The organism is Pseudoalteromonas sp. 0303 (assembly GCF_013349995.1).
Classification (GTDB): Bacteria; Pseudomonadota; Gammaproteobacteria; order Enterobacterales; family Alteromonadaceae; genus Pseudoalteromonas.
Genome location: NZ_JABVXF010000032.1, coordinates 23,684 through 49,126, shown reverse-complemented (window position 1 = coordinate 49,126; position 25,443 = coordinate 23,684). Strand labels below are relative to the sequence as shown.

The following is a 25,443-nucleotide window of genomic DNA, read 5'->3' as shown; positions in this document are numbered from 1 at the left end:
CGTGACCAAGGTGATTATTATGCCTTGATCTGATCACTACATATTCTATAAGTTCAATTTATAATGATCTTGCCGTGCATCTTCAAGTACTAATGTTTTAAATACTTGCTCTGCTGGTAGCTTTAGCTTTTCAACCGCTTCAAGACCAAACTGTTGTTGCGAAGGCTCATGCTGATAGCTGAGCACATCAAAGCTAATACCTTTCTTCTTCAGTAAGTTTATAGCCGGCGTCATTGATTTTCCTATAACTAATTAATTAGCAGTGACTTTATGAAACATACCGTGAACAAGGAATATAAGGCAATAGAAAAACCGCTACAAAACACACTAAATAGGCCTAATTCGACTACACTAAAGTAATGAATCCTGGGCAGGGTATCAAGCATGTCTAGACACACAGGGCTCTATCTAGCCAAACAGTTATTTATCATACTCACCCTATTGTATGCAGTGAATTTTGTGTGCAACGAATACCTAGCATGGAATGCTTACATGGATTGTCAGAGCAAATGCCATACGCTTGGCTTAGAAAAAGGCCGAATACAAAACACTACATTTTCAGAGGATGTGACTTTATGTCGTTGCCTTGCTGATACCGACTACTACGTTGTGCTGAACTAAAAATGAAAATACAGACTTCGCTTAATAAAGTGGTCTATTTTTAGGCAATAAAACTTCGTTGATAACAGGGCAAAAATTTCGTTATTTAGTTGTGCTCGGCAATTGCTCCTGCATCCAAGCAGTCGTAAATCAGAAATTTTTAACGCAGGTAGCGACAGGTTTAATCCCTAAAAATGATTAAGTATTATTGTAGATTGGTATAAGCCAAAGTTTAAGCATAAAAAAGGCGCTTATCAGCTGTCTCTTGATCACAAGTCTGACTCAAGAGATTTAGCTAAATCGTAGCCTTCTAGGATGGCTTGTAGTTTAAGCCATCCTTGCCATAACACGCTGACCGATGCACACCCTGTGCGCTTGGTATCTTTCCAGCCTCCTAGCTTTGCCAGCTCTTCATATGCCCATGACATATTTGGGGTGGTTTCAGGCAAGGGGGTTTTTATTCTCTTTAACCATAATAGCTTCCATGCTTTGGGAGATAACAGTTGTTCACAACTTGGCGAGTCTGGTAGCGCATTGGCGAACTTTAGTTGCAATTTTGCAAGAGTTGACGCTAACTTTACCAGACGGGCTGTTCTTCTGGGATCACCTAAGTCCGATTTACCGAATTGTTGTGTTGCCCAATGAGTATGGTCGTTAATCATAATGTGCCTCCAAACAAGATTTGAAGATCTGATCATGATGTTGAAATTTAGTTCAAAAAAATCCCCGCTAATTTCTTAGCAGGGATTTGTGTATAAGAGACAGCTTATTAGCGCCTTTTTTACTCTCTAACTAAAGTTGCTTAACTAGAGTTACTTAGTTAGGTCATCGAAGAATTTCTTCACACCGTCAAAGAAACCTTTTTCTTTTGGACGGTTTTTAGAGCCATCTTTACCCATGCTTTGCTCAAGTTCTTCAAGCAATTCACGTTGACGATCATTAAGGTTAACCGGCGTTTCAATAACCACTTTACAGATCAAGTCACCTTGAGCGCCACTACGTACAGACTTAACGCCTTTACCACGCATACGGAACATCTTGCCCGTTTGGCTTTCTGATGGGATCTTCAGTTTTGCACGGCAATCCAGTGTCGGAACTTCAATTTCACCGCCCAGTGCTGCTGTTGTAAAGCCAATAGGCACTTCACAATACAGGTTATTACCATCACGTTGGAAAATCGGATGTTCACGTACAGAAACCTGAACGTATAAATCACCAGCTGGTGCTCCATGCATGCCCGCTTCACCTTCGCCCGATAGACGAATACGGTCACCTGTATCAACACCCGCTGGGATCTTAACTGATAAGGTCTTAGTTTTTTCTACGCGACCTTGACCATGACAGCTGTCACATGGATCAGAAATAATTTGACCTGTGCCCTGACACGTAGGACACGTTTGCTGAACCGCGAAGAAACCTTGGCGCATTTGTACTTGGCCTGCACCATGACAGGTAGTACATGTTTTTGGTTTAGAACCAGCTTTTGCACCGCTACCGTCACATGGCTTACAGCTAACCCAGGTTGGTACTTTAATTTCGACATCTTTACCACGAACAGCCTCTTCAAGGCTTAAGTCCATGTTGTAACGTAAGTCCGAACCACGTTGTTGACGCGATTGACGACGACCACCGCCACCACCAAAGATATCTCCAAACACATCACCGAAAATATCACCAAAATCACCATGACCGCCGCCGAAGCCACCGCCATGACCGCCACCACCTTGTTCAAAGGCTGCATGGCCATACTGATCATACATTTGACGCTTTTGCGGATCAGTTAGTACTTCGTAGGCATCTTTTACTTCCTTAAATTTAGCTTCAAGGTCTTTATCGCCTGCGGTACGGTCTGGATGATATTTCATCGCTAAGCGCTTATACGCTTTTTTTATGTCTCGTTCGCTGGCATCTTTGCTCACGCCGAGAACTTCATAATAATCGCTTTTTGACATATCTATCACACTACTCTTTTTACTGCAGCTACACTGCGTAAGGTAAATCGACTGATACAAATCGTATAATGGTCATGACCATTTAAGAAGATTAGCAACTTATCAATTTACCATTTATATACATGCAAAAGGCGCGTCAAGCGAAATCGCTGGCGCGCCTCAATCATTTCATCCTAACTTAATTGGCTAAACAAAGCAGCCATTATTACGTTAGGCAGAAGCGAAACAAGCAATTACTTGTCGTCTTTCACTTCTTCGAACTCTGCATCAACAACATCGTCGTCTTGTTTTGCAGAAGATTGCTCAGCACCTGCATCCGCACCGCCTTGTTGCTGCTGTGCTTTAGCTTGTGCAATTTCCATTAGCTTTTGTGACTTCTCGGCAAGAGCTTGTGTTTTCGCTTCAATCTCTTCTTTGTTGTCACCTTTAATCGCCGCTTCTAGCTCTGTAAGCGCAGCTTCGATAGCTTCTTTATCTTCTGCAGGTAATGCATCACCCGCTTCTTCGATTTGCTTACGTGTACCGTGAACCATTGCATCAGCTTGGTTACGAGTCGCTACTAGCTCTTCGAATTTCTTATCTTCTTCAGCGTGCGCTTCAGCATCACGAACCATTTTTTCTACTTCATCATCGCTTAAACCTGAAGAAGCTTGGATTGTGATCTTCTGCTCTTTACCTGTATCTTTATCTTTAGCAGATACATGTAAGATACCGTCCGCATCTACGTCGAATGTTACTTCGATTTGTGGAGTACCACGTTGTGCTGGGCGTATACCTTCTAGGTTAAATTGACCTAGTGATTTGTTATCGCTTGCACGCTTACGCTCACCTTGTAGTACGTGAATAGTTACCGCTGATTGGTTGTCTTCAGCTGTTGAGAAAACTTGTGATTTCTTAGTAGGAATCGTCGTGTTTTTCTCAATTAGAGCTGTCATTACTTGGCCCATAGTCTCGATACCTAGTGATAACGGAGATACGTCAAGTAGTAGTACGTCTTTAACGTCACCAGCTAGTACACCACCTTGAATCGCTGCACCTACTGCAACTGCTTCATCTGGATTAACGTCTTTACGAGGCTCTTTACCAAAGAACTCAGCAACTGTTTTTTGTACTAAAGGCATACGTGTTTGACCACCAACAAGGATGATGTCATTTACGTCGCTTACTGATAAGTCAGCATCAGCTAGTGCGCGCTTAAGTGGCTCGATTGACTTAGTTACTAAGTCTTCAACAAGTGACTCAAGTTTTGCACGAGTAACTTTAACGTTCATGTGCTTAGGACCAGTTGCGTCAGCAGTCACGTACGGTAAGTTAACTTCTGTTTGCTGTGCAGAAGAAAGTTCAATCTTCGCTTTTTCAGCAGCTTCTTTAACACGTTGCATTGCAAGTGGATCAGTTTTAAGGTCGATACCTTGATCTTTCTTAAACTCTTCAACTAAGTAGTTGATAACACGGTTATCGAAGTCTTCACCACCTAAGTGAGTGTCACCGTTAGTTGCTAGAACTTCAAATGTGTGCTCGCCTTCAACTTCGTCGATTTCGATGATAGAGATATCGAAAGTACCACCACCTAAGTCATATACTGCAACAACGTTTTCACCTTTATTTTTGTCCATGCCGTATGCAAGTGCAGCGGCAGTTGGCTCATTGATGATACGTTTAACTTCAAGACCAGCAATACGACCAGCATCTTTAGTTGCTTGACGTTGTGAGTCATTGAAGTATGCAGGTACAGTGATTACTGCTTCAGTAACCGCTTCACCTAGGAAGTCTTCTGCTGTTTTCTTCATTTTTTTCAGCACTTCTGCTGAAATTTGTGGTGCAGCACGTTTCTCGCCACGTGCTTCAACCCATGCATCACCGTTATCAGCTTTTACAATTTTAAAAGGCATGATACCGATATCGCGTTGTACTTCTTCGTCTTCAAAACGACGACCAATTAGACGCTTGATTGCAAATAATGTGTTAGTTGGGTTAGTTACTGCTTGGCGTTTTGCAGGTTGACCAACTAATGTTTCACCGTCTTGCGTATATGCAATGATCGATGGTGTTGTGCGATCGCCTTCCGCGTTTTCGATAACGCGTGCTTTATCACCGTCTAGTACTGCTACACAAGAGTTAGTAGTACCTAAATCGATTCCAATAATTCTACCCATGAATCTTCTCCAACTTCAAAATTCGTTAAAACGTTCGATGACTAGTAGATAGGGGTGCAGGAAACTGAATTCAACTGTAAAAATGAAAAAAAATTACTTTTTTTTGAAATATTTTCGAAATGGGCGTTTTTTCCACAAAAAGAGCTGTTTTCTCAGCCTGCTTGCAGGATAAACAAACTGGTCTGATGACTTTAGCTATGCTATAACAAACACCATAACAATAAATGTTAAGGAAAATTATGCATTTTGAACAATTACTCGTCATGGCAGCTGAACTAGGCAAAGACAAAACAAAAGTAATGCAGTTTCCAGAAAACTGGTGCCAAGGTCGCACAGCGTTTGGTGGATTATCTGCAGCTTTATTATATCAAGCAATACGTCAGCATATCGATAGCTCTCGCCGTTTATTATCTTTAAGCACTAACTTTGTTGGCCCGTTAATCGCTGACAATGATTTTTCAATCGACGTTGAAGTCTTACGTGAAGGTAAAAACAGTGCGCAGGTACTAGCAAAAGTGATTCAAAATGGCAATGTTTGTGTTATTACACAAGCCTGCTTTGGTGCACAGAGACAGTCCGATGTTCGTGTAGATGTCACTAAGACCATGCAGCTAAAACCGGTTGATGAGCGTTTCACTCTACCTTATAAGGAAGGCGTCATGCCGGCATTTTTCCAGCATGTGGCATTGTGTTTACAAGACGGCAATATGCCTTTCTCTGGAGCAGATACCTCACATTTAGGTGGCTGGATGAAATTCAAACATGTGCCAGAGCAAATGACTGAAGCCCATATCATCGCCCTAACAGATGCATGGCCACCAACCTTATTACAAATGTATAAGCAACCTGCACCAGCAAGTAGTATGTCGTGGTACATAGAATTTGTAGAAGAGCCTGCAATTGCCCATGATGCTTGGATTGGCTACGAAGCGGTTACACACCATAGTAAGGATGGCTATGGGCTAGAAGATGGCTGCATTTGGAGTGAAGATGGTAAGCTAATTGCGCTAAGCCGCCAAACCGTCGCGTTATTCGCGTAACTCGGGCTCTGAAAGTTGCGCGTACTCAGTACCATCAAGGCGAATAATTGCTTGGTATTGGCCTGACTCAATGATCTCACCAAGACCCAAATTAAAGGTGTTTTTTAAAGTTTTACTGTAAAAAAACGCAGGTCTTGGTGCTTCTTTAAAGATTGCATGCACAATAAAAGGTTTTACCTCAGCGCTTTGTTTATATTTTTCTAAATAATATAAAAACACTCGGCGCTCTAGGATAATTACATCGACCCAGCCTTTCATAAGGTGATCAACTTGTGCTTCTTGGTTAACTACTTCTTCGTAAGAACGCAAAATATTGGTAACCGATTTAAAAGGTGCTTCAATGAAATTCGTCGCATTTTGAAAGGCAAGCACGCTTTTACCTGCTAAATCGTAAATACTATTAATTTTCAGCTCTTTATTGGCAAGGCTAACCGCCACATTTTGGTAGCTCAGTAGCTCGTCACTTTTATAAACATGCGGCGTGAGTACGGGTGGAAAATTTAATGCAATATCTACTTTGCCCTGCATAAGCTGCTGCTCAGCACGCTTATTAGACATGTAATGGATATCGATATTAGATATGCCTTGCGATTTAAAAGCAGCTTTCAATATTTCGAGTTGAATACCGCTGTTAGTGTCTTGAATGACGTAAGGAGGCAAAGAGGCGCTTGCAGCAACAACTATAGGCTTTTGCGTATTTGGCTCAGATAAACACTCACCTTTAGCACTAACAAACAACATTAAAAGGATAAATAATTGCTTCACTGCTCACCTTAAAGAATTAAATGTATTAAAAAGCGTTATCGCTTTGTACAAATATTAGCTTATATTAAACAAAGGTGCATTTGAATTTATACACTATTTGATGCAAACTTAACTAAGTTCTTGTTTAAGAGACCCTAAGTTTGCAAACAGCCTGTCCTAGCTGCGATCTTGTCATTGAGATCCCACACTTAAGTGCAAAACAAGTGGCAATATGCCCTCATTGCAATACAAAGCTTTCGGCATCGCAAGCTAACCAAGATAGTATGGTGGTCGCACTAAGTTTAAGTGCTATTGTTATGCTACTGAGTAGTATGTTTTACCCATTTCTGTCTTTTACCAGTAGTGGTATTACCCAAACAATCACCTTACCAGATGCCGCACGTATTCTCTTTAATTACGACAACGACTTTTTAGGTTTGTTCATCGACACCAGTATTATTGGTCTGCCACTACTTTTATTAGTACTCATAATTCCTCTGCATTTAGGCTTACTAAAAGCGCTGCCGTATCAATGGGGAAAAAGACTGTTAAAAACCACCTTTGCGTTAGAGCCTTGGATCATGTCTGAGATTTTTTTAATTGGTGTGATGGTCAGTATGGTTAAAATCATGTCGATGGCCGATATTGAATTTGGTGTAAGCTTTTGGGCCTATAGCGCTTTTGTTATCTGTTATGTGGCAGCCACAGCAAAATTAAATAAGCACACCTTATGGCAACAATTAAAAGAACCAGAATATATAGAGCAAACACAGCCAAATACGCGTGCTATTGATCAAGGATTAAGAGCATGTCATGTTTGTGGACAACTGTGTACGACCGAAATCTGTTCACGCTGCGACTCTAAAACTTACAGTCGTAACCCTTTTAGTGTGCAAAAAGCCGCAGCATGGTTATTAACCTCAGTGGCCTGTTATATTCCTGCTAATGTCTATCCTATTATGTACACCACAAGCCTTGGCGATGAAACTCCATCGACCATTATTGGTGGCGTAATGATTTTATGGAATAGTGGCTCGTACCCTATCGCAATGATCATCTTTTTAGCGAGTGTGGTTGTACCCCTTGCCAAAGCGCTAATATTAAGTTTTTTATGCTTTATGGTGATGAGGCCAGCAAACAGACAAACTAAAAGCTATACACGTATTTACCAATTGACTGAATTTATTGGTAAATGGTCAATGATCGATGTATTTGTTGTGGCGATTCTAGTAGCCTTAGTACAACTAGGAAACTTAATGTCAGTAACACCTGGCATTGGCACAATATTTTTTACAACCATGGTTATTTGCCAAATGTTGGCAGCCCATGCGTTTGATCCCCGTTTATTGTGGGATAACCCAGATAACTTAAGTACTGCGAAACAAGAGACCTTGGCATGAGCGAAACCGCTAAAATAAAAACAGCGCCAAATATATCGGCCATCTGGATCATTCCAGTTATTGCCTTATTAATTGGCGCATGGATGTTGTACCAGTATCAAGCAAATAAAGGCACCACCATCTTCATCAAAATGCCTCATGCAGAAGGTATTGTGGCGGGTAAAACAGAAATAAAAGTACGTAGCGTGAAGATTGGCCAAATCGACCATGTTCGTTTATCAGATAAACAAAATAGCGTTATCGCACGGGCGCAAATCGATAAACATTACGACGATTTACTCACAGATGATGCGAAAATTTGGGTTGTAAAACCACGGATTGACGATACCGGCATAAGCGGCATGAGCACCCTACTCTCTGGTGTGTATTTAGAATTTGCACCGGGTGAAAGTAAAAAGCTGGCCGAAAGATTTGAGCTACAAGATGAACCGGCTCTAATTGGTAAAGATGTAAAAGGTGGGCGCTTCACCCTATTAAGTTATAACGCAGAAGTGCTTGATGTGAGTACCGGTATTTACTTTAAAGATTACAAAATTGGCCAAATAGAAACCGCCACCTTTGATTGGAAGAATCAAGCGATGAAATATGGCATTTTTATCAATGAGCCATACCAAAACTTGATCACCTTAAACTCTATTTTCTGGGTAAACTCGGGCATCGAAATAGACCTCTCTGCAGATGGTATTAATGTTAATACAGGCTCCTTAAGTAAATTGCTCAAAGGCGGTATTTCTGTTGGTATTCCTGAGCAACAAGCTCCCGGTGAAGTTGCCAGTAACGGCCATAGCTTTTCTTTAAGTAATAGCTACAAAGCCGCCTTAGAAGAACGCTTTTACGATTTTGACTATTACTTAATCGACTTTGAGCAATCAATTCGCGGCTTACGCGCTGGCGCTCCTGTAGAATACCGAGGTATGCGTATCGGTAGTGTGGTTGAAGCACCTGCAAGTGTCATAATAGATGGTAAGCCCGCACACTTTAGAACCGATAATACCGCAGTACCTGCCCTGATAAAAATTGAATATGGGCGCCTCTACCACGACAGTGCAGCAGCACGCGAGTTTTGGTACTCGAGTTTAGATGGTTGGATCAAAAATGGTCTTCGTGCTTCTTTAAAGCCGGGTAACTTACTCACTGGCGCCGTGTACGTTGACTTAGATATTTACGATAATGCAGAGCCTGCCGAATTAAAGACAATAGCCGAGTACACTGTATTCCCGAGTGTATCAAGCGGTATTACAGTCATAGCCGACCAGGTCTCTGATGTGCTAAATAAAGTAAATAACCTTAAAATTGAAGATAGCTTGGCACAAATGCAGACCACCTTTGCCGAGTACCAAGCGCTTGCTCATGACATGAGAGAGTTACTAAATAAGCAAGATACACAAGACTTACCGGGTGATATAAATCGCAACTTTGCAGAAATGACTAAGAGCATGCAACAGTTCGATAAAACCATGAAACAATTTGAAAAGACCATGGCAAGTTATGAGCAAGGTTCAACATTCCACCAGCAGTTACAAACGACTTTATCTGAATTTAAACGTTTAAGTGAAGAGCTACAGCCATTCACAAGAGGTTTAAACCAGCAACCTAATATGTTGATCTTTGATAAAGAGCTACCTGCCGATCCAACGCCGAGGAAACAATAATGAACTATAAACTCTGTGCTTCAGTGGCATCAGTGCTGTTACTTTCGGCCTGCAGTCAAACGTCATTCTCGACCATTGAGTATTATCAATTTTCGCAGCCAATTACTGCGATGCAACGCTTAGCAGAAAATACGCAAGCTCAGCTCAGAATTAACACCGTACAGCTACGTGGTGCGCTTAATAATCGTGGCATTGCTATGGTTCTCGACAACAACCGAGTCAATGCTGCTAACTACCATTTATGGAGCGAATCACCTGATTTAATGTTAACCGCCAGTGCCCATCAACAGCTTTACACTGAACTTGATAATTGGATGGTAATAAACGGCTTGCCAGTGATCACCGATTTAGATCAGCAAAGTTTCTATGAATTAGAATATGAGCTACATCACTTCAACGGCGATGAACAAGGCAATGCCAACATTGCCGGGCTTTGGCGTTTGTACTATACAAACCCTGAATCTGGCCGAAAGTTAAAGGCGGTCAATTATTTTAATGAGCTTACACCACTTCAAGACAGTGATTACGAAGGGCTTGTCGCAACACTTGAGTCAACGTGGCTAAAGGTCAACAAACAGGTTGCAAACGAAGTATCAAAGCTTGCTCTTTAATAAGAGTTTTAGAGGCTGATTGTCATCATTAATGATGACATCGCCTATAAACTCAAAACCAAGTTTCTGTAACACCTTCTGTGAACCAATATTTGTTTGCGAGGTTATTGCAGCAAGCACACCAAGCTCTAATACGTGTTTTTTTGCCATCAATAACCGAGCAGCAGCTGTAATAATACCCTTGCCTTCATATTTAGCTAACAATGCAAATCCTAAATCGGGGATAGCTAACGCATCGCGCTGAAAGAGCCCCACCATTCCAACCGGTGTATCATCAGCTAAACAAACAATATAACTGCCAAAGCCCAATTGCTGGTGGCTATTTATAAACGTTTGTTGAATATAATGCTCAGCTTGTACGGGCGTATTAATATTTTTATTACCAATGTGCTCTAAAAATGTTGCTTGGTTTAAAAGCTCAACGATAAAAGTCGCATCATCAGGCTGCCCGGCACGTAAATATATATCTAACATTTATTAAAACACCTTACTAACGACATCATTGCTAAAATTAAGGCAGTCAAGAACACGCTCTTTTTGTACTTTAGATAACTCGTCTATATCGAAGTAGCCGAACTCTGTGTGCTCATCGCTCAACATTATCTCAGCGTCCTCAGCCATATGAGCACGGAAAATAAACGCATGAGAGTTAAACGCTGTGTGATAATAAACACCACTTAAATAAGCGATATCTACGTCACAATTAAGTTCTTCTTGGCATTCGCGAAGTAACGCTTGATGAATGGTTTCACCTTTATCTAAAGCGCCGCCAGGTAACCCCCAACTTTTTTGACCGTAATCAGCTTTTAGTAATAACACTTGCCCTTGGTTGTTGGTGATAACCGCATGGCTACTGAGTCTGTAAGTATCTGAAAATGCCATAATCCCTTTGCTCATTTAATAAAAAGTGACGTTATTGATGAGTGTAAAATAATTATCATCGCAATAAAAATTGTTATTGACTAAATTAATATTCAGGATTATTTTTCTTGCGATGTTTTGGGCAAAACAAAAGCAGTATACCCTCTATACTGTCTGGCGCCAGCCAACGCAGGCACTTTCCCTAATGGGTCCATAAAAGTGTGTTCGCGTAAAGCAGTTACTTGAGTCGATAGACTTCTGATTTCTGTAAGCAATCTCGCATTGCTTAACTGTGTGAAAAATATAATGCAAGAACCTTCTGCGTTAAGTTTACTGCCGCCAGTATTGGTGGTGGTTTTGGCCGTATTTTTACGCCGCCCTATTTTATCTTTACTAATTGGATCTTTGTTTGGTTTAGCCATGCTAGGCCCAACCGCTGTGTTAGCCAATTTTGCTGATATTTCATTAAAAGTAATGCAAGACGAAACCATTGCTTGGCTAATTTTAGTCTGTGGTGGGTTTGGTGCATTAATCGCTTTATTAGTGAGAACCGGAGGTGCAAGTGCCTTCGCCGAATTAGCGTTAAAATTTGCAAAAGGCCAGCGCTCATCGTTGGTGATGACCTTTGTGCTAGGTGTGATTATTTTTATTGATGATTACTTAAATGCATTAACCGTTGGTGAAACCATGAAGCGTATCACCGATAAGTTTAAAATTAGCCGTGAAATGCTCGCTTATGTTGTTGACTCAACTGCTGCGCCTATCTGTGTGCTTGTACCACTCTCTACATGGGCCGTTTTTTTTGGCGGCTTGTTAGTTGATAATAATGTTGCACCAGAAGGCCAAGGTATTGCCGTCTACATTCAAGCAATCCCTTATATGTTATACGCTTGGTTTGCAGTCATTGTGGTATTACTGGTTAGCTTAAATGTGATCCCTGCTTTTGGTCCGATGAAAAAAGCACAACTACGTGCCATGAATAATCAAATCGAGATCTCGAATAGCCAATACACAGATATTCAAACAGCAGATGAATACGCAGTGAAAGCAGCGGAAGAAAACTTTGAAACAGCAGCATCAAACGGCAAACTCTATAACTTTTTAGTGCCGATAGTTTTACTTGTTGCGTTTACTGTTTACTTTGACATTGACGTATATAAAGGGTTGCTTGCAACTTTTGCCGTTGTTTTACCTTTTTACATGTTACAAAAGTTAATGACATTGTCAGAACTCGTTGAGCGTATGCTCGATGGTTTTAAAAGTATGATCCCCGCTATTGGGACTGTGGTTGCTGCATTTATATTTAAAGATGTGTGTGACCAATTAATGCTTCCGCAATATGTCATTAATACATTAAGCCCTTATATGACAGCACAGTACTTACCTGCCGTGGTGTTTTTAGCAATGGCAGTCCTTGCTTTTGCAACGGGTTCAAGCTGGGGGATTTTCGCGGTAACGATTCCTATAGTAATGCCACTGGCTTACGCAATTGATGCCAATATTCCTTTAGTGATTGGTGCTTTGTTGTCGGCGTCATCGTTTGGTAGTCAAGCCTGCTTTTATTCTGACTCCACGGTACTTGCTGCACAAGGCTCAGGGTGTGATTTAGTCGGCCATGCTATCACACAACTGCCTTATACCTTACTTGCAGCAAGCGCTGCATTTATAGGGTTTTTGATTATCGCATAAATTAAAAAGCCCAAGCAATTGCTTGGGCTTTTGTTTATCAACTATTAGGTTACTTTTGCAATTTAATGCCTTTGTAATAACTCTCTAAGTTTTCAACTTTTGTTTGGTTTTTCAGATCTGCAAATGGCTTATCTGCAAACTTACTACCACGCATTTGAATATTTAAACGTGCAGCTTCACTATTGAGCATGGTTTTCTTGTAGTAATCTTTCAGATCAGCCAAGGTTACTTTTTCAACTTCTGCGATAAGCTTTTCTTTAGAGTCAAAGTTGAAGTTTTCACGGTACCAATCAGAAATAAGCGGTGACATTTCATCACTTAAATTCTTAGGTTGCTCTTTTAAAGACACAAGCGTTGCATTTTTAAGTTGTGCAAATGTTTCTTCTGTCATGTTATCAAGCTCAACAGCGTATTGCTTTTTGAACTCATCAAAACGCGCTTGCATTTCTTTAGGGCCTTTAACCGGTGTTTGAATATAAAGACCCAATGCAGAGTAGTCTTCGATAGGACGCGCTAATGCACCAACCGCATAAGCTAATTGCTCTTCAGTTCGTAACTTATCAAACGCTACGGTTCTAAAGTGGCTTTGTAAAATTTGTGCCTGTGCTTTTTGCTTATAGCCAGGGGTTGGGTGTACAACCATATCAATAATTGCTACATCCGCTACATCTATATCTTTTTGCAGTACAATACGCTCACCAGGCTGAGGTAACCAGGCTTTGCTTCTGGCAAACTCAGTCGCTTGATGACCTTTAGGTAGTATAGCGGTTAGCTTACTCGCAATAGATTCAACATCGTTTTGGTTATAGTTACCAAAAGTGAATACGCGTAAATCATTTGCAGCAAGTGTAGATTGTTTAATAGCCGCGAAATCAGCAAGGGTTAGTGTATCTGCCGCTGCAATCAAGGTTTCAGTGTCAAATTTACCACTACGAGTAAGCTTAGAGTACTCACCAAATGCTTGATAGAATGGGAACTGCTTTTGTTGATTGAGTAAATCACGCTTAAAACGGTCGATTGCTTGGGCAAAACCTTCTTCAGACACATCTAACGTTAGATTTTCAAGCGCCTGAGCTAAAAGTACATCTTGTTTATCAGTGAAACCACTTAGCGATAACACAAGACCGTTACTTGGCTGTAGCCCTAAACTCATACCAGCGACAGCTGCTTCTGTGCTAAGTTTGCTTTGTTGTAAGTTATAAAGATCAGCCCACACTGCATAAAGAACTTGTGATTTTACATTCACAAGGGCATCCGGCGTATTAATGTAAACTTCAACAAGGCCTTTTGGCTGTTCAGCAAACTGCTGACTTGCTTGGCGCCAAACTTTTACACCTTGCTTATCAAATACTAGTTCAGGGTGCGCCTGTTGTTTAAACTCAGCGGTTTTAATTGAGAAGCTTTCAGGTAATAAGCGGTTTACTGTTGGTAATGCTAAAGCGTATTCACTTGGTTTATTCCAGCTAGAAACTTCTGCTTCGCTGATATCTTCAATGCGGTATTTACCATCGTAAAAATGCAGCTGTGAATCTGTTTCTTCTTGCTTTGAAATATACCAAATACGTAGCGTATCTTCGTTTAATTGCGACAGCACATTTTGCACCGCGTCTGCATCAAACTTAGCATAATAATAAGGTGCATTAATTGCATTGTTCACAGGGAACTTTTGCATGCTATCAGTTAAGTTACTTACATAACCAAACTCATCGCCTTTTTCTAGGAATTGAAATTCATTGTTTAACGATGTACGAATTTCATTAAAGTATTTGCTATCAACACCCTGCTCTTTAATAAGCGCAATGTACTGCATAACCATAGCCACAATTTCTTCGCGGTTTTGCATGCCAGCATCAGTCAATTCAATATTTACCGTTAAGCTGCCGTAGTTACCATATTGTGTTGGAGCATCAGAAGCAGATAAACGTGACACCCAGCCTTTATCACGCAAGATTTGCGCAGGACTACCTTGCATTTCGTTACTTAAAAGGTAAGAAACAAAACGATTTGGTTTAACCGCAAACTGTGAACTGTTATCAGCAATTGTGAACTCTAACTGTAGTTGTTTTACATCTTCATTTGGTGAGTAGTAAACACGCTTTCCGCCAGCAACAGAAAAGTCTAACTTATCAGTCACCGTTGGTTTTTCGATTTTTTTATTTTCAATATCAGCAAAATACTGTTTAGCTTTTGCTTCCATTTCAGCCAGTGGACGATTTGAGATCATCGCCACTTTCATAATGTTCGATGAATAATATTTGTTATAGAAAGCAACGGTTTCTTTATGCAGATTGCTGCCTTCTTTGTCCCCTAAAGTTTCTAGGTTACCAATTAAGAAACGGTTTGCAGGGTGTGAGCCCATCATTTGACGCGCTAGTTTAAATTGGCCAAAAAAGTCCATTTCACGGCGCATTGACCACTCTGCGTTTACCGCATTTTTTTCTTTGTCTGTGTACTCAGGATAAAGCTTTGGAGATTTAAAGAAATCCGCAAAACGATCAAGTGCTTCATCGTAAGCATCATTGTTCACTTTGAACATGTAGTTTGTGATATCTAACCAGGTGTAAGCGTTATGCGCGCCACCATTTTTGGTCATGAAATCACTGTAACCTTTAGTGTCTGGGTAGCGGTCTGTACCAAGGAACAGCATATGCTCTAGGTAGTGCGCCATGCCTTGTTGCGACATAGGGTCGTGCAATAAACCAACGCCTACACTCAAAGCAGCAGCTGATTTTTCAGCACTAGGATCTGAAATTAAAATTACATCAATTTCGTTATCTAGTTTTAATGTTTTGTACTCACGGGTGTCGTTTGGGCTGATAACTAACGAGTCAGGAATAAGGTTAGTATTAGCTGCAGGAGGCGTTGTGGTAGAAGTAGAAGAACAACCTGCTAACACTGCAAAAGCGATTGCACTGAGTCCCATTATTTTTTTCATTATTTTGTATCCATTAGAAATTGAATAAATTTTTATTTATCATGTGTTTTCGAACGCCGCAATTCAATGCTTTTCAGCTAAGTTACAGTAAAACTTTGTAACACATTGTGAAAATGTAATACTTACGGTTAAGATTAATAGCAATAACTATAACAAAGGATGAGCTATGGAAAAGTGGCTAATTGTAGCAATGTTCACTCAGGTCTTTCTGACTTTTGCAGTCATGTACATTATGGGTAAGCGTCGTTTTCGTGCGGCAAAACAAAAAACCATCGAGATGAAAGACTTCTTAACAATGGAGCTTGAAAAGGCTGGGGATAATGTTCGCGTAGCAGATCGTAACTTTATCAATCAATTCGAAATGCCTGTGCTGTTTTTTATTGCCTGTTTAACAGCTCTGCAAGTCAATGCTGTAGGTACTGTATTTGTTGCCCTTGCTTGGGTTTATGTTGCATTAAGAATTATTCATAGCGTAATACACTTAACTTCAAACACCTTGAAGGCGCGCTATTATAGTTTTGTTGTCAGTAGCTTTATAATGCTAATAATGTGGGTGCTGATTTTAGTTAGAATCTTCTAATAAACATCAATACAAAGAAATAAGGCGCTTTTTAGCGCCTTATTAACTTTATTGATTGGAATTATTTACGACGACTAAAGCCTGCAAGAGCTAATAAAGATAGCATCCACGCAAGACTCCCGCCTGAGCTACCACCGCCATTGTCTGAAGAGTTATCTTCATCAATTAGCGTGTTCTCTTTTGGTGACAAAGAAGCAGACGAATTCGGATCATCATCAATCACAGTCACGCTGTTAATGTAAAATAAGTTTTCACCACTGAAACCTGATGTTGTATCTGGGCACTGCTCTTCATTAAGGTTTACTACTGGGATTTCTCCACAGTGAACTAAAGAGGTGATTTGTTCTAAAACATCCATACTCTGTACAGTTACTTCACCAAAAACAGTAAAGCCACCATTCTGTAAGTCGAGGTTAGCGCTGTTATCTTTTAAATTAAAAAACCACTGACTTGTCGCACTATTAGCATTACCACCAAGCTTGGCCATTGCAATGGTACCTTTAACATTCGACAGCTCTGGCTCATTGGTAATAGCGTCAGCAGTTTCTATCGCCTCAAAATCAGTATCAAATTTAAAACCACCACCTTGCAATACAAAGTTATCAACTGAGCGATGGATAACCGTACCGTCGTAGCTGCCATCTGCAACATAGTTTAAAAAGTTTTCAACGGTAACAGGTGTATGTTGGTCATAAAGGTGAACAGTAATACTGCCCAGATCTGTCTGCATTTCAACAATAGTAGCATTGGCTGTAAAACAGCTAGCCAATAAAGCAGTTGCAAGTAGATGTTTTTTCATTGTTTATCTTTCCTGATAATTTTTATTATAAAACTGCAAGAAGCTTAAACAAAATAGACAGACGCTTAAATAGCAAACAAAACAGTTACACAAAACGCGCCAAAGCAATTACATCTCAGTTACATTAATTTACACCATGTATTCATTATGGTTATAAAAAATTTAAAGAATAAATCAAAATCGTCTTATCAAATAGGCTCAGTTTGTTAGTATCAGCACGACAATAATGAACACACAGGAATGAACCATGGCGAATGAAGAGAACGCAATATGCGATTTTGGCCTACACCAAGGTGAGCCTTATAGTAAGTTACCCGCTAGTTTTTTAAATTGGATGGTCGGCAATAATCATCAAAAGTCTCATTACGCAGAACAAGAACTACAACGCAGACAACTTGCCGCAACAGGACAACTAAATACAGAAAATAGCGACAAAAGTTTATAAAATACATTTAATTTAAACTTAAGTCGTTTAAACTAAGCGCATAATTAACCTACTGCTCTATTCAGGCAAACAATTATGCGCTTTTTTTTACTAACATCGCTACTGGTTACCCTAACCGCATGTAGCTCCTCTTCTAATAATACTGATTCAGCCCAATATTTAACTCTGCTTCATACTAATGATAACCATGGTCGTTTTTGGCATAACGAACAAGGTGAATATGGCATGGCTGCTCGTAAGACTTTAATTGATCAACTAAAAGCCGAAGCTAAAGCACAAGGCCATGCTGTTTTACTGCTTTCTGGTGGCGATATCAATACGGGTATTCCAGAGTCTGACTTACAACACGCGGAGCCCGATTTTAAAGGTATGTCGTTAATTGGTTATGATGCCATGGCAATTGGTAACCATGAGTTTGACAATCCACTGGCAGTACTTGATCAACAACAAAAATGGTCAAACTTCCCTTTTCTATCAGCTAATATCATCGATAAAACAACTGGTGAAACTCGTTACCAAGGCTATAAAATCTTCGAAAAGAATGGGCTTAAAATTGCTGTAATCGGCTTAACTACCACAGATACCGCTAAAATCGGTAACCCGCAATATATCGGTGGCCTAGAATTTAAAGACCCTACAGACGTTACTGCAAAGTTAGCTCCAGAAATTGATAAACAGTACAACCCAGATATTACCATCGCTGTTACTCACATGGGTCACTATGTTGATGCTAACTTTGGTATTAATGCACCCGGTGATGTAACTATGGCACGCAACTTACCAAAAGGAATGCTTGATATTATTGTTGGCGGTCATTCACAAGAGCCTGTGTGTATGAAAGAAGCCAATGTTGCTGACAAAAGCTTTATGCCAGGTAAAGAGTGTAAGCCTGACCAACAAAATGGTACTTGGATCATGCAAGCCCATGAGTGGGGTAAATATGTTGGTAAAGCTGAATTCAAATTAGAAAACGATGAATTAACTTTGCTCAATTACTCACTTATTCCTGTAAATCTTTATATCGATGATGAAAACGGTAATAAAAAGCTAGCGGCTGAATACATTGAACCAAACAAAAACTTACAAGACATCCTTGCGGTTTATCAGCAAAAAGGCGCAGCACAAATTGCTGGTAAAATAGGTAACGTGGATGCAAAACTTGAAGGTGACCGCAATAAAGTACGCTATGAGCAAGTAAACTTAGCACGCGTTATTATTGCTGCACAAATGCAGTCAGTGGGTGCTGATTTTGGTTTGATAAGCGGTGGCGGTATTCGCGATAGCATTCAAGCAGGCGATGTAAGTTATAAAGATATTTTAAAAGTTCATCCTTTTAAAAACCGTATCACCTATATTGATATGACAGGCCAAGAGCTATTTGACTATTTACAAGTTGTTACTTCTTTCCCACCTGATTCAGGTGCTTACTTACAATACTATAAGCTAAGCTTTAAGCGCGATAACGACACTTTATCTGATGTTAAAATTGCCGGTAAACCACTTGATATGGCTAAAACTTATCGTATGAGCATTAACAGCTATAATGCCTCTGGTGGTGATGGTTACCCTACTCTTACCAATAAAAAAGGCTTTGTGAGTACAGATGATACAGATGCACAGGCATTAAAACGTTTCTTTGAGCAAAATAGTCCTGTTAAAGCGGCTGAATACGCTCCTAAATAAAGACTAGTTAAATAGAAAAAGGGAAGTCAGTGACTTCCCTTTTTACTTTTAAACTAGATTACTTCCCAATGACTTCAATATCGGCAATCTCAATCGCTTTCAATCCATAATGATGTAATCTAGAACGGGAGCCTTCACCATGGGCCTTAGGTGGATAATAGGTTTCTTTTATCTCAGGCTGCTCTTGCCAAACTTCATCAAGTGCTGCCCGAATTTCACTTAATGTTTTTTCTAAACTATTGGTAAAGTTTGGGCGCTTACGTATTGTGTGACCAAGCTCTACTAACCGGTAAAAATACTTGTTTGCTAAAGTCAGTAATTCTTCTGGTACATCTTTATTTTGATTAAGCACTACATCCGGATGTTCAATACAGAACTCAACCAATGCAAGGTAAAAGCACAGCGGTTTATTAGCAAGCGCCACTGTTTTATCAACAGCACAGCTAGCAGCTAAAGTCTTACTTTGAAGATCGACTATCAATTTAGGCTTTTCTTCTGCCTGAATTGCAACTTCTGGTTCATGTTTAGCAATTTGGATTTTAGTGCGTTCACTTATAAATAATAAATAAGTAAATGCAGCTGCAAATAAACACACCAAAATCAACACAGCGATATCATCTTTAGCAAATAAAGACGAAGCCACAACAAAGCTAACAGTTAATGATTTTTGTGGTGCATGCAATTGCTTAGTGATTAAATCTGCACGAGCAGGATAATCAGAGATCCCCTCAATGGAGTAAACCATCACGCCAGAGTCAGCTAATTGTGCATTAAGACGCGCGATATAATTGAGTACCATATCTTTACTACCTGAATGCTTTAAAAAATCATCAGGTAAATTTAAATGGTTTAAATCAAGGGCAATGCGGTTTTCAACTTTTGCTAGAGTCAGGGCATCATTAGTTGTTGTCTTATAAGCTTTTGCTGTAATAAAGCTGGCAAATAAAACCAAGCAACAGCTTATAAATACTCCGCCATAAGCAAGTTTTACTCTAATTGGCAGCATTGCTATCCCCTACTTTCATTGTTTGATGAGTCGACTCACATTCCCAAAAAGACTCAACATGATTAAAGTAATGAGAATTTTGATTGTGTGCTAATTGGGTTAACTGCGCTTGAACTGCACATAAAAGGTCTGTGTTTTCATCCTGCATTTTTAAATACCAACGACTACCACTTATATTGTCACGTATAGGCGTAATGTAGTTTTTAGAAAAACGTTGCTGGTCGCTGTCTTGCCAATAAGAAGAAATTAAATCGACCTTACCACTTGCAAGCAGCTCTCTTAATTCAGTATGGGAACTTGCGTAAGTGATATTAAGGTTTTCTAGGTTGATATCTAATTTTTTAAATAATTGTTTAGGTAAAATGTGTCCAGAGCGGCTCGTTGGGTAATCAAGCAAACCAATATGTTTATCTAAAAAGTAGCTTTTTTCAATGCGTGGCTTTTCTTTACTAGAAATTAAATAAGCTGTGTAGTCAGGAAAGCCAACAACCGCTTGGTAGTTATAGGTTGACTCGGCCATAAAGGCATTAATCAAGTTTTCTTTAGCCAGGATCAAATCTGCAATCCCTTTACCTAAAAACTCAATTGTGTCAGATGTTTTATAACCCCAATAAGAGGTGACCTTGCCGTATTGTTTACTAATGATGTCATCAGCGCACAAAGTTTTAGCAACATCCTCAGCCAATACTTTGCCAGATGAATACACCACCAACTCGTTGAGATTAACCTCTGATTTAGTATCACATTGGAAAGACGTTTCAATAAATGCATCGATGTCAGAAACAGCCGGTTTACCCTGCAAAATTCCGATATAAAAAAACAAAATAACTGCTAGAAACAAAAATGTAACAATCGACGATTTTTTTATTAGTATTGTTCTTAAATTCAATTTTAATAGCCAACAATGCTCCGTTGTCTCTATTTGAACAATTATTCTTACTTATTACAACAAGTAATTTTACCTAAATATTTTAAGCTATTGATAAATAACATATATGAACAAGAAATTATGAATCTTATTGAGTCCTTTCTATTTGCTTTTAAATTCAGGAAAATATGCATCAAGAAATCGTGCTTCAGGGCACATTCATTTTGGACACTGAGTCAATGTTACAAAAAACAATAAAAATGTTGCTGTTATCGACACCAGTTATTTCAGCTGTGTTAAGTAACCCGGCTAATGCATGGGGTCAGAATGGTCACCGTATTATTGGTGAAATTGCATCTAAGCATATTACAGACACCACCAAGCAAGCATTAGTTCCTTTACTTGATGGTGATTCTTTACCACAGGTAGCAACGTGGGCTGATGAAATGCGTTCTGCTCCAGAAAAATTCTGGCAAAAGAAATCTTCGCGCTGGCATTACATTAACTTTAAAGAAGGCGATGCTAAACCTCATTACGACTCACATGCCCACCATAACAAAGAAACCGTGTCAGATATCCTCGAAGGCATGGAATATTCAATCTCAGTATTACAAAACCAAAAAGCTTCTCTAGGTGAAAAACAGTTCGCACTGCGCTTTTTAGTTCATCTTGTTGGTGATAGCCATCAACCTTTTCATGCTGGTCGTGGTGAAGATCGTGGCGGCAACAATATTTCTGTCACATTCTTCGGTCAAGATACCAATTTACATAGCTTGTGGGACACAAAACTCATTGAAAATGAAAATTTGTCCTATACTGAGTTTGCGCAATTTATAAATACAACAAATCAAGCGTTAATAAAGGACTATCTTGCCAGTTCACCTAGCGATTGGTTAATCGAATCTAATAACATTGCAAACTCTCTGTATAAAGAAAATGAAACAAACGTAAGTTATAGTTATATCTATAAAAACTTACCAGTTGTTAAAACTCGCCTACAACAGGGCGGTATAAGATTGGCAGGTTTATTAAATAGTCTATTTGATAAATCAGCAAAACCGTTAGTAAAGGCACTTAAGATGCCAACTGACAGCAAACTATAAATGAAACATAACCTCTAACACGGGAAATAACATAATGAAAATCCAACTCCGCAAAACAGCTCTATCACTTGCTATTGCAGCATGTGTTGGTGTGAGTGGTGCAGCGTTAGCAAATGAAACAACATCTGCTATCAAGGGTCAAATCAAAGGTCCTAGCGGCAACCCTGCTGCAGGAACTAAGATTACTATCGTTCACTTACCTTCAGGTTCAACTAAAGAAACTGAAACGAACGATGCGGGTTACTTCACAGCAAAAGGCCTACGTGTAGGTGGTCCTTACCGCGTTGTTGTAGATTCTGACGTATTCGCAGATCAAACATTCAACAACATCAACCTACAAGTGGGTGCTGACTACCCAGTTAATGTTACGTTAGAGAGACAATCTGATGTAGAACAAATCGTAGTTACTGGTCGTCCAATCAGCCGTATGTCTGGTGGTACAGGCCCAGCTGCAACGTTCACACTTGAAGATTTAGAAAACCAACCAGCTATCAACCGTGACTTAAAAGATATCATTCGTATCGACCCACGTGTAACAATCGATGATAGCCGCGGTTCAATCAACTGTGGTGGTGGTAACCCACGTTTCAACAGCTTAACGCTAGACGGCGTTCGTATGAACGATAACTTCGGTTTGAGCTCAAACGGTTACCCTACTATTGGCGCTCCTTTCTCTTTTGATTCAATCGAGCAAGTTGCAGTTGAGCTAGCACCTTTTGATGTTCAATACGGTGGTTTCACATCATGTAACATCAACGCAGTTACTAAATCTGGTGGTAACGAAGTACACGGTGGTGTTTTCTTCGATTACACAAATGATTCAATGAAAGGCGACAAAATCGAAGGCGAAGACTACGATAACGGTGATTACACTGAAAAACGTTACGGCTTCAACGTTGGTTTACCACTAATCAAAGATAACCTTTTCTTATTCACATCTTATGAGAAAGTTGAAGGTGTTAAACAGTACGAGTACGGCGGTTTAAATACAGGTAGTGTTTCAGCTGCAGACGTTGCTCGTGTACAACAAATCGCACAAGACGTTTACGGTTATGACGCAGGTGGCATGCCATCAAGCGCACCAGTTGAAGATGAAAAAATCTTAGTTAAACTTGATTGGAACATTAATGACGATCACCGTGCAAACTTAATCTATAACTACAATGACGCTTTCACGCTATCTCAATCAGATGCATACAGCGATACAGTAGCTTTAGATAATCACTTCTTCAAGCAAGGTGCTGAGTTTACATCAATCATCGGTTCACTTTACTCAGATTGGTCAGATAGCTTCTCAACTGAAGTTCGTATTGGTAAATCTGAGCTAGATGCAACAGTACAATCTTTAGATGCAGCGAGCGGCTTTGGTGAAATGCAAATTGATGCTGCAGGCGGTGGTACTATCTATATCGGTCCAGATGACTCGCGTCAATCAAATGACCTAGACTATGAAACAACGACTGTAAAACTTGCAGGTACATACTACCTTGATCAACACACGATAACAGGTGGTTATGAGTACGAAAAGCTAGACGTATTTAACCAATTCGTACAGCACACTCAAGGTGAGTGGCGTTTTGATTCTGTAGATGATTTTGAAGCTGGTCAAGCTGCACGTATTTACTATAACAATGCTGCTGGTACTAACGATCCAACTGATGCTGCTGCAAGCTTCTCATATGCTCAACACACTTTCTATGTTCAAGATGAGTACAGCTTTACAGATTTGGATGCAACATTAACGTTTGGTCTTCGTTACGACAAATACACAAGTGACGACAATCCTAACTACAATGAAAACTTCACTAACCGCTACGGTTTCAGCAACCAATCAACATTCGACGGTATCGATTTAATTCAACCACGTGTTGGTTTTGAATGGTATGCAACTGATGCATTAGAAGTACGTGCAGGTGTTGGCCTATTCTCTGGTGGTAATCCGAATGTTTGGTTATCTAACTCTTACTCGAACGACGGTATCACAAACATTGGTACTTATCGTGAAGATGTTGATTTATTCAATACACCGACAGTGAATGGTGGTACACCAGGTTACGAAGTGCCACAAGATATGTTTGATGAAGTTGCTAATACAACTATCGGTGCAGGCGATTCATCAGTAAATGCTGTTGACCCTGACTTCGATATGCCTTCAGAGTGGAAATACTCAGTAGGTGCAACATACACAACTGAAGATGAGTATGTATTCTCACTAGATTATTTATTCACTAAACGTAAAGATGCTGCAATTATCCAAGACATCGCGTTGCAAGATTCTGGCAACACAACGTTTGATGGTCGTCCAATTCTTGAGTCTAAAGAAGGTCGTCGCGGTGACTTATTACTTACTAATGTGAGTGGCGACAGTGGTGAATCTCACATCATTTCTGCTGCAATGAGTAAGCGTTTTGATAACGGTATTAGCGTACAACTAGCTTACGCTTACACAGATTCAACAGATGTTAACCCAATGACTAGCTCTGTAGCGAGCTCTAACTACGGTAACATGGCGACATACGATCCAACTAACCCGGGTGCACGCACATCTGATTACGAGATCCCGCATCGCTTTACTATGACATTAGGTTACACAACTGAGTTGTTTGATGGTTACAACACACGTTTCAACCTATTCAGCGAAACATTCAAAGGTCTTCCTTACAGCTATACATATAACGGTAGCGATGGTGTTTGGGGTGATAGCAACTCAAACCGTAGCCGTCAGCTAATGTATATCCCTGAGGTAAATGACCCTAACGTTGTTTACGACATGACTCCTGAAGAAGTAACTGAGTTTAACGAGTGGATTTCTGCTCAAGGCCTTGAACGCGGTGAAATCGTTGGTCGTAACAGCCAAAATGCTGATTGGTTCACTAAAGTTAACTTTAAGATGACTCAAGAGTTACCTGGTTTCATGCCTGGTCACAAAGGTGAAGTATTCTTCGTTATCGATAACTTAACAAACATGTTAAACGATGACTGGGGTGTACTTAAGAAAGGTAACTTCGTTGGTAACCGTATGATCAAAACATCAATCGATGACCAAGGTCGTTACGTATACTCTGACTTCAGCCCTAACAATGGTAAAACTGCAACTCAAAGCGGTGCATCAGTTTGGGAAATGCGTGTAGGTGTTCGTTACACATTCTAATAACGAGTTAACCTTGTTATAAAGCAAAAGCCCGCCCCTACTGGCGGGCTTTATACGTTTTGGAGATAGTTAGCGAGTTACTAGTTAAGAGAGTAAAGCTACTAAGGGAAAGTTAGCAAGAGTAAAGCTTCAAGAGTAAAGTTAGCAAGTTACTAATAGCCGCGATTT

23 protein-coding genes and 1 pseudogene are annotated in these 25,443 nt (G+C 40.0%); 12 read left to right on the top strand and 12 right to left on the bottom strand.

Annotation, left to right across the window (positions count from 1 at the left end; genetic code table 11):
• Nucleotides 1–81: 81 nt before the first annotated feature.
• Nucleotides 82–234: pseudogene (locus HUS62_RS17635) on the bottom strand (Cys-tRNA(Pro) deacylase); the annotation flags it as partial.
• 150 nt (nucleotides 235–384) lie between these two features.
• Between HUS62_RS17635 and HUS62_RS17630 the strand changes: the two are divergent.
• The gene (locus HUS62_RS17630; RefSeq protein ID WP_130167504.1) at nucleotides 385–621 is read left to right on the top strand and encodes a hypothetical protein; all 237 of its coding nucleotides are present in this window, start codon (nucleotides 385–387) and stop codon (nucleotides 619–621) included.
• A 248-nt stretch (nucleotides 622–869) separates the two neighbouring features.
• Here the strand turns inward: HUS62_RS17630 and HUS62_RS17625 are convergent, their stop codons facing one another.
• From HUS62_RS17625 to dnaK, 3 genes are all read right to left on the bottom strand, one after another.
• Nucleotides 870–1,298 (bottom strand): transposase DNA-binding-containing protein, encoded by a 429-nt coding sequence (locus HUS62_RS17625; RefSeq protein ID WP_345894731.1) that lies wholly within the window; start codon nucleotides 1,296–1,298, stop codon nucleotides 870–872.
• 114 nt (nucleotides 1,299–1,412) lie between these two features.
• Nucleotides 1,413–2,552 carry a molecular chaperone DnaJ gene (dnaJ, locus tag HUS62_RS17620; protein WP_175080625.1) on the bottom strand — a complete coding sequence of 380 codons (1,140 nt, stop codon included), beginning with the start codon at nucleotides 2,550–2,552 and terminating at the stop codon, nucleotides 1,413–1,415.
• Between the two features lie 233 nt (nucleotides 2,553–2,785).
• Nucleotides 2,786–4,708 carry a molecular chaperone DnaK gene (gene dnaK / locus HUS62_RS17615; protein ID WP_055021216.1) on the bottom strand — a complete coding sequence of 641 codons (1,923 nt, stop codon included), beginning with the start codon at nucleotides 4,706–4,708 and terminating at the stop codon, nucleotides 2,786–2,788.
• 239 nt (nucleotides 4,709–4,947) lie between these two features.
• Here dnaK and HUS62_RS17610 point away from each other — a divergent pair, with 239 nt between their 5' ends.
• On the top strand, nucleotides 4,948–5,748 hold the full coding sequence (locus HUS62_RS17610; protein WP_175080624.1) for a thioesterase family protein: 801 nt from the start codon (nucleotides 4,948–4,950) through the stop codon (nucleotides 5,746–5,748).
• Here the strand turns inward: HUS62_RS17610 and HUS62_RS17605 are convergent.
• A complete protein-coding gene (locus tag HUS62_RS17605; protein ID WP_282658489.1) occupies nucleotides 5,737–6,513 on the bottom strand; it encodes an ABC transporter substrate-binding protein in 777 nt (258 codons plus the stop codon). The genes HUS62_RS17610 and HUS62_RS17605 overlap by 12 nt on opposite strands.
• Nucleotides 6,514–6,653: 140 nt before the next feature.
• Here HUS62_RS17605 and HUS62_RS17600 point away from each other — a divergent pair, with 140 nt between their 5' ends.
• Genes HUS62_RS17600 through HUS62_RS17590 form a run of 3 tightly spaced genes read left to right on the top strand, consistent with a single transcriptional unit; the run spans nucleotide 6,654 to nucleotide 10,155 of the window.
• Nucleotides 6,654–7,892 (top strand): PqiA/YebS family transporter subunit, encoded by a 1,239-nt coding sequence (locus HUS62_RS17600; RefSeq protein ID WP_175080623.1) that lies wholly within the window; start codon nucleotides 6,654–6,656, stop codon nucleotides 7,890–7,892.
• Nucleotides 7,889–9,544 (top strand): intermembrane transport protein PqiB, encoded by a 1,656-nt coding sequence (gene pqiB / locus HUS62_RS17595; RefSeq protein ID WP_175080622.1) that lies wholly within the window; start codon nucleotides 7,889–7,891, stop codon nucleotides 9,542–9,544. Before HUS62_RS17600 ends, pqiB begins: the two co-directional genes overlap by 4 nt.
• Nucleotides 9,544–10,155, top strand: coding sequence for a membrane integrity-associated transporter subunit PqiC (locus HUS62_RS17590; RefSeq protein WP_175080621.1), 612 nt, complete (start codon nucleotides 9,544–9,546; stop codon nucleotides 10,153–10,155). The genes pqiB and HUS62_RS17590 overlap by 1 nt, the downstream gene beginning before the upstream one ends.
• Here the strand turns inward: HUS62_RS17590 and HUS62_RS17585 are convergent.
• The 3 genes from HUS62_RS17585 to HUS62_RS17575 all read right to left on the bottom strand — a co-directional run bounded on the left by HUS62_RS17585 (nucleotide 10,138) and on the right by HUS62_RS17575 (nucleotide 11,438).
• Nucleotides 10,138–10,629, bottom strand: a complete 492-nt coding sequence (locus HUS62_RS17585; protein ID WP_175080620.1) for a GNAT family N-acetyltransferase — start codon at nucleotides 10,627–10,629, stop codon at nucleotides 10,138–10,140. The two genes, HUS62_RS17590 and HUS62_RS17585, sit on opposite strands and share 18 nt — an antisense overlap.
• 3 nt (nucleotides 10,630–10,632) lie before the next feature.
• Nucleotides 10,633–11,037, bottom strand: coding sequence for an NUDIX hydrolase (locus tag HUS62_RS17580; protein ID WP_175080619.1), 405 nt, complete (start codon nucleotides 11,035–11,037; stop codon nucleotides 10,633–10,635).
• A gap of 98 nt (nucleotides 11,038–11,135) precedes the next feature.
• The gene (locus tag HUS62_RS17575; RefSeq protein WP_175080598.1) at nucleotides 11,136–11,438 is read right to left on the bottom strand and encodes a hypothetical protein; all 303 of its coding nucleotides are present in this window, start codon (nucleotides 11,436–11,438) and stop codon (nucleotides 11,136–11,138) included.
• Here HUS62_RS17575 and HUS62_RS17570 point away from each other — a divergent pair.
• Complete coding sequence (locus HUS62_RS17570; protein ID WP_175080618.1) at nucleotides 11,323–12,705, top strand: Na+/H+ antiporter NhaC family protein; 1,383 nt, start codon at nucleotides 11,323–11,325, stop codon at nucleotides 12,703–12,705. The two genes, HUS62_RS17575 and HUS62_RS17570, sit on opposite strands and share 116 nt — an antisense overlap.
• A gap of 49 nt (nucleotides 12,706–12,754) precedes the next feature.
• Here the strand turns inward: HUS62_RS17570 and HUS62_RS17565 are convergent, their stop codons facing one another.
• Nucleotides 12,755–15,640 carry an insulinase family protein gene (locus tag HUS62_RS17565; protein ID WP_175080617.1) on the bottom strand — a complete coding sequence of 962 codons (2,886 nt, stop codon included), beginning with the start codon at nucleotides 15,638–15,640 and terminating at the stop codon, nucleotides 12,755–12,757.
• Between the two features lie 166 nt (nucleotides 15,641–15,806).
• Here HUS62_RS17565 and HUS62_RS17560 point away from each other — a divergent pair, with 166 nt between their 5' ends.
• The gene (locus HUS62_RS17560; protein ID WP_175080616.1) at nucleotides 15,807–16,220 is read left to right on the top strand and encodes an MAPEG family protein; all 414 of its coding nucleotides are present in this window, start codon (nucleotides 15,807–15,809) and stop codon (nucleotides 16,218–16,220) included.
• 61 nt (nucleotides 16,221–16,281) lie between these two features.
• Here the strand turns inward: HUS62_RS17560 and HUS62_RS17555 are convergent, their stop codons facing one another.
• Nucleotides 16,282–16,989: a peptidylprolyl isomerase gene (locus tag HUS62_RS17555; protein WP_350338401.1), complete on the bottom strand. Its 708-nt coding sequence runs from the start codon at nucleotides 16,987–16,989 to the stop codon at nucleotides 16,282–16,284.
• Between HUS62_RS17555 and HUS62_RS23520 the strand changes: the two genes are divergently transcribed.
• The 3 genes from HUS62_RS23520 (at nucleotide 16,967) to ushA (ending at nucleotide 19,147) form a co-directional block, all read left to right on the top strand.
• Nucleotides 16,967–17,035: a hypothetical protein gene (locus HUS62_RS23520; protein WP_350338400.1), complete on the top strand. Its 69-nt coding sequence runs from the start codon at nucleotides 16,967–16,969 to the stop codon at nucleotides 17,033–17,035. The two genes, HUS62_RS17555 and HUS62_RS23520, sit on opposite strands and share 23 nt — an antisense overlap.
• A 231-nt stretch (nucleotides 17,036–17,266) precedes the next feature.
• Complete coding sequence (locus HUS62_RS17550; protein WP_054563072.1) at nucleotides 17,267–17,464, top strand: hypothetical protein; 198 nt, start codon at nucleotides 17,267–17,269, stop codon at nucleotides 17,462–17,464.
• A 75-nt stretch (nucleotides 17,465–17,539) separates the two neighbouring features.
• Nucleotides 17,540–19,147: a bifunctional UDP-sugar hydrolase/5'-nucleotidase UshA gene (ushA, locus tag HUS62_RS17545; protein ID WP_175080615.1), complete on the top strand. Its 1,608-nt coding sequence runs from the start codon at nucleotides 17,540–17,542 to the stop codon at nucleotides 19,145–19,147.
• Between the two features lie 58 nt (nucleotides 19,148–19,205).
• On the opposite strand, the gene HUS62_RS17540 is transcribed toward ushA, so the two are convergent.
• Nucleotides 19,206–20,153 (bottom strand): hypothetical protein, encoded by a 948-nt coding sequence (locus tag HUS62_RS17540; RefSeq protein ID WP_258536808.1) that lies wholly within the window; start codon nucleotides 20,151–20,153, stop codon nucleotides 19,206–19,208.
• Nucleotides 20,140–21,042, bottom strand: a complete 903-nt coding sequence (locus HUS62_RS17535) for a hypothetical protein (RefSeq protein ID WP_175080614.1) — start codon at nucleotides 21,040–21,042, stop codon at nucleotides 20,140–20,142. The genes HUS62_RS17540 and HUS62_RS17535 overlap by 14 nt, the downstream gene beginning before the upstream one ends.
• 218 nt (nucleotides 21,043–21,260) lie before the next feature.
• On the opposite strand from HUS62_RS17535, the gene HUS62_RS17530 reads away from it, so the two are divergent.
• Both HUS62_RS17530 and HUS62_RS17525 read left to right on the top strand, forming a co-directional pair.
• A complete protein-coding gene (locus HUS62_RS17530; RefSeq protein WP_175080628.1) occupies nucleotides 21,261–22,124 on the top strand; it encodes a S1/P1 nuclease in 864 nt (287 codons plus the stop codon).
• Between the two features lie 34 nt (nucleotides 22,125–22,158).
• Complete coding sequence (locus HUS62_RS17525; RefSeq protein WP_175080613.1) at nucleotides 22,159–25,275, top strand: TonB-dependent receptor; 3,117 nt, start codon at nucleotides 22,159–22,161, stop codon at nucleotides 25,273–25,275.
• The last annotated feature ends 168 nt before the right edge of the window (nucleotides 25,276–25,443 follow it).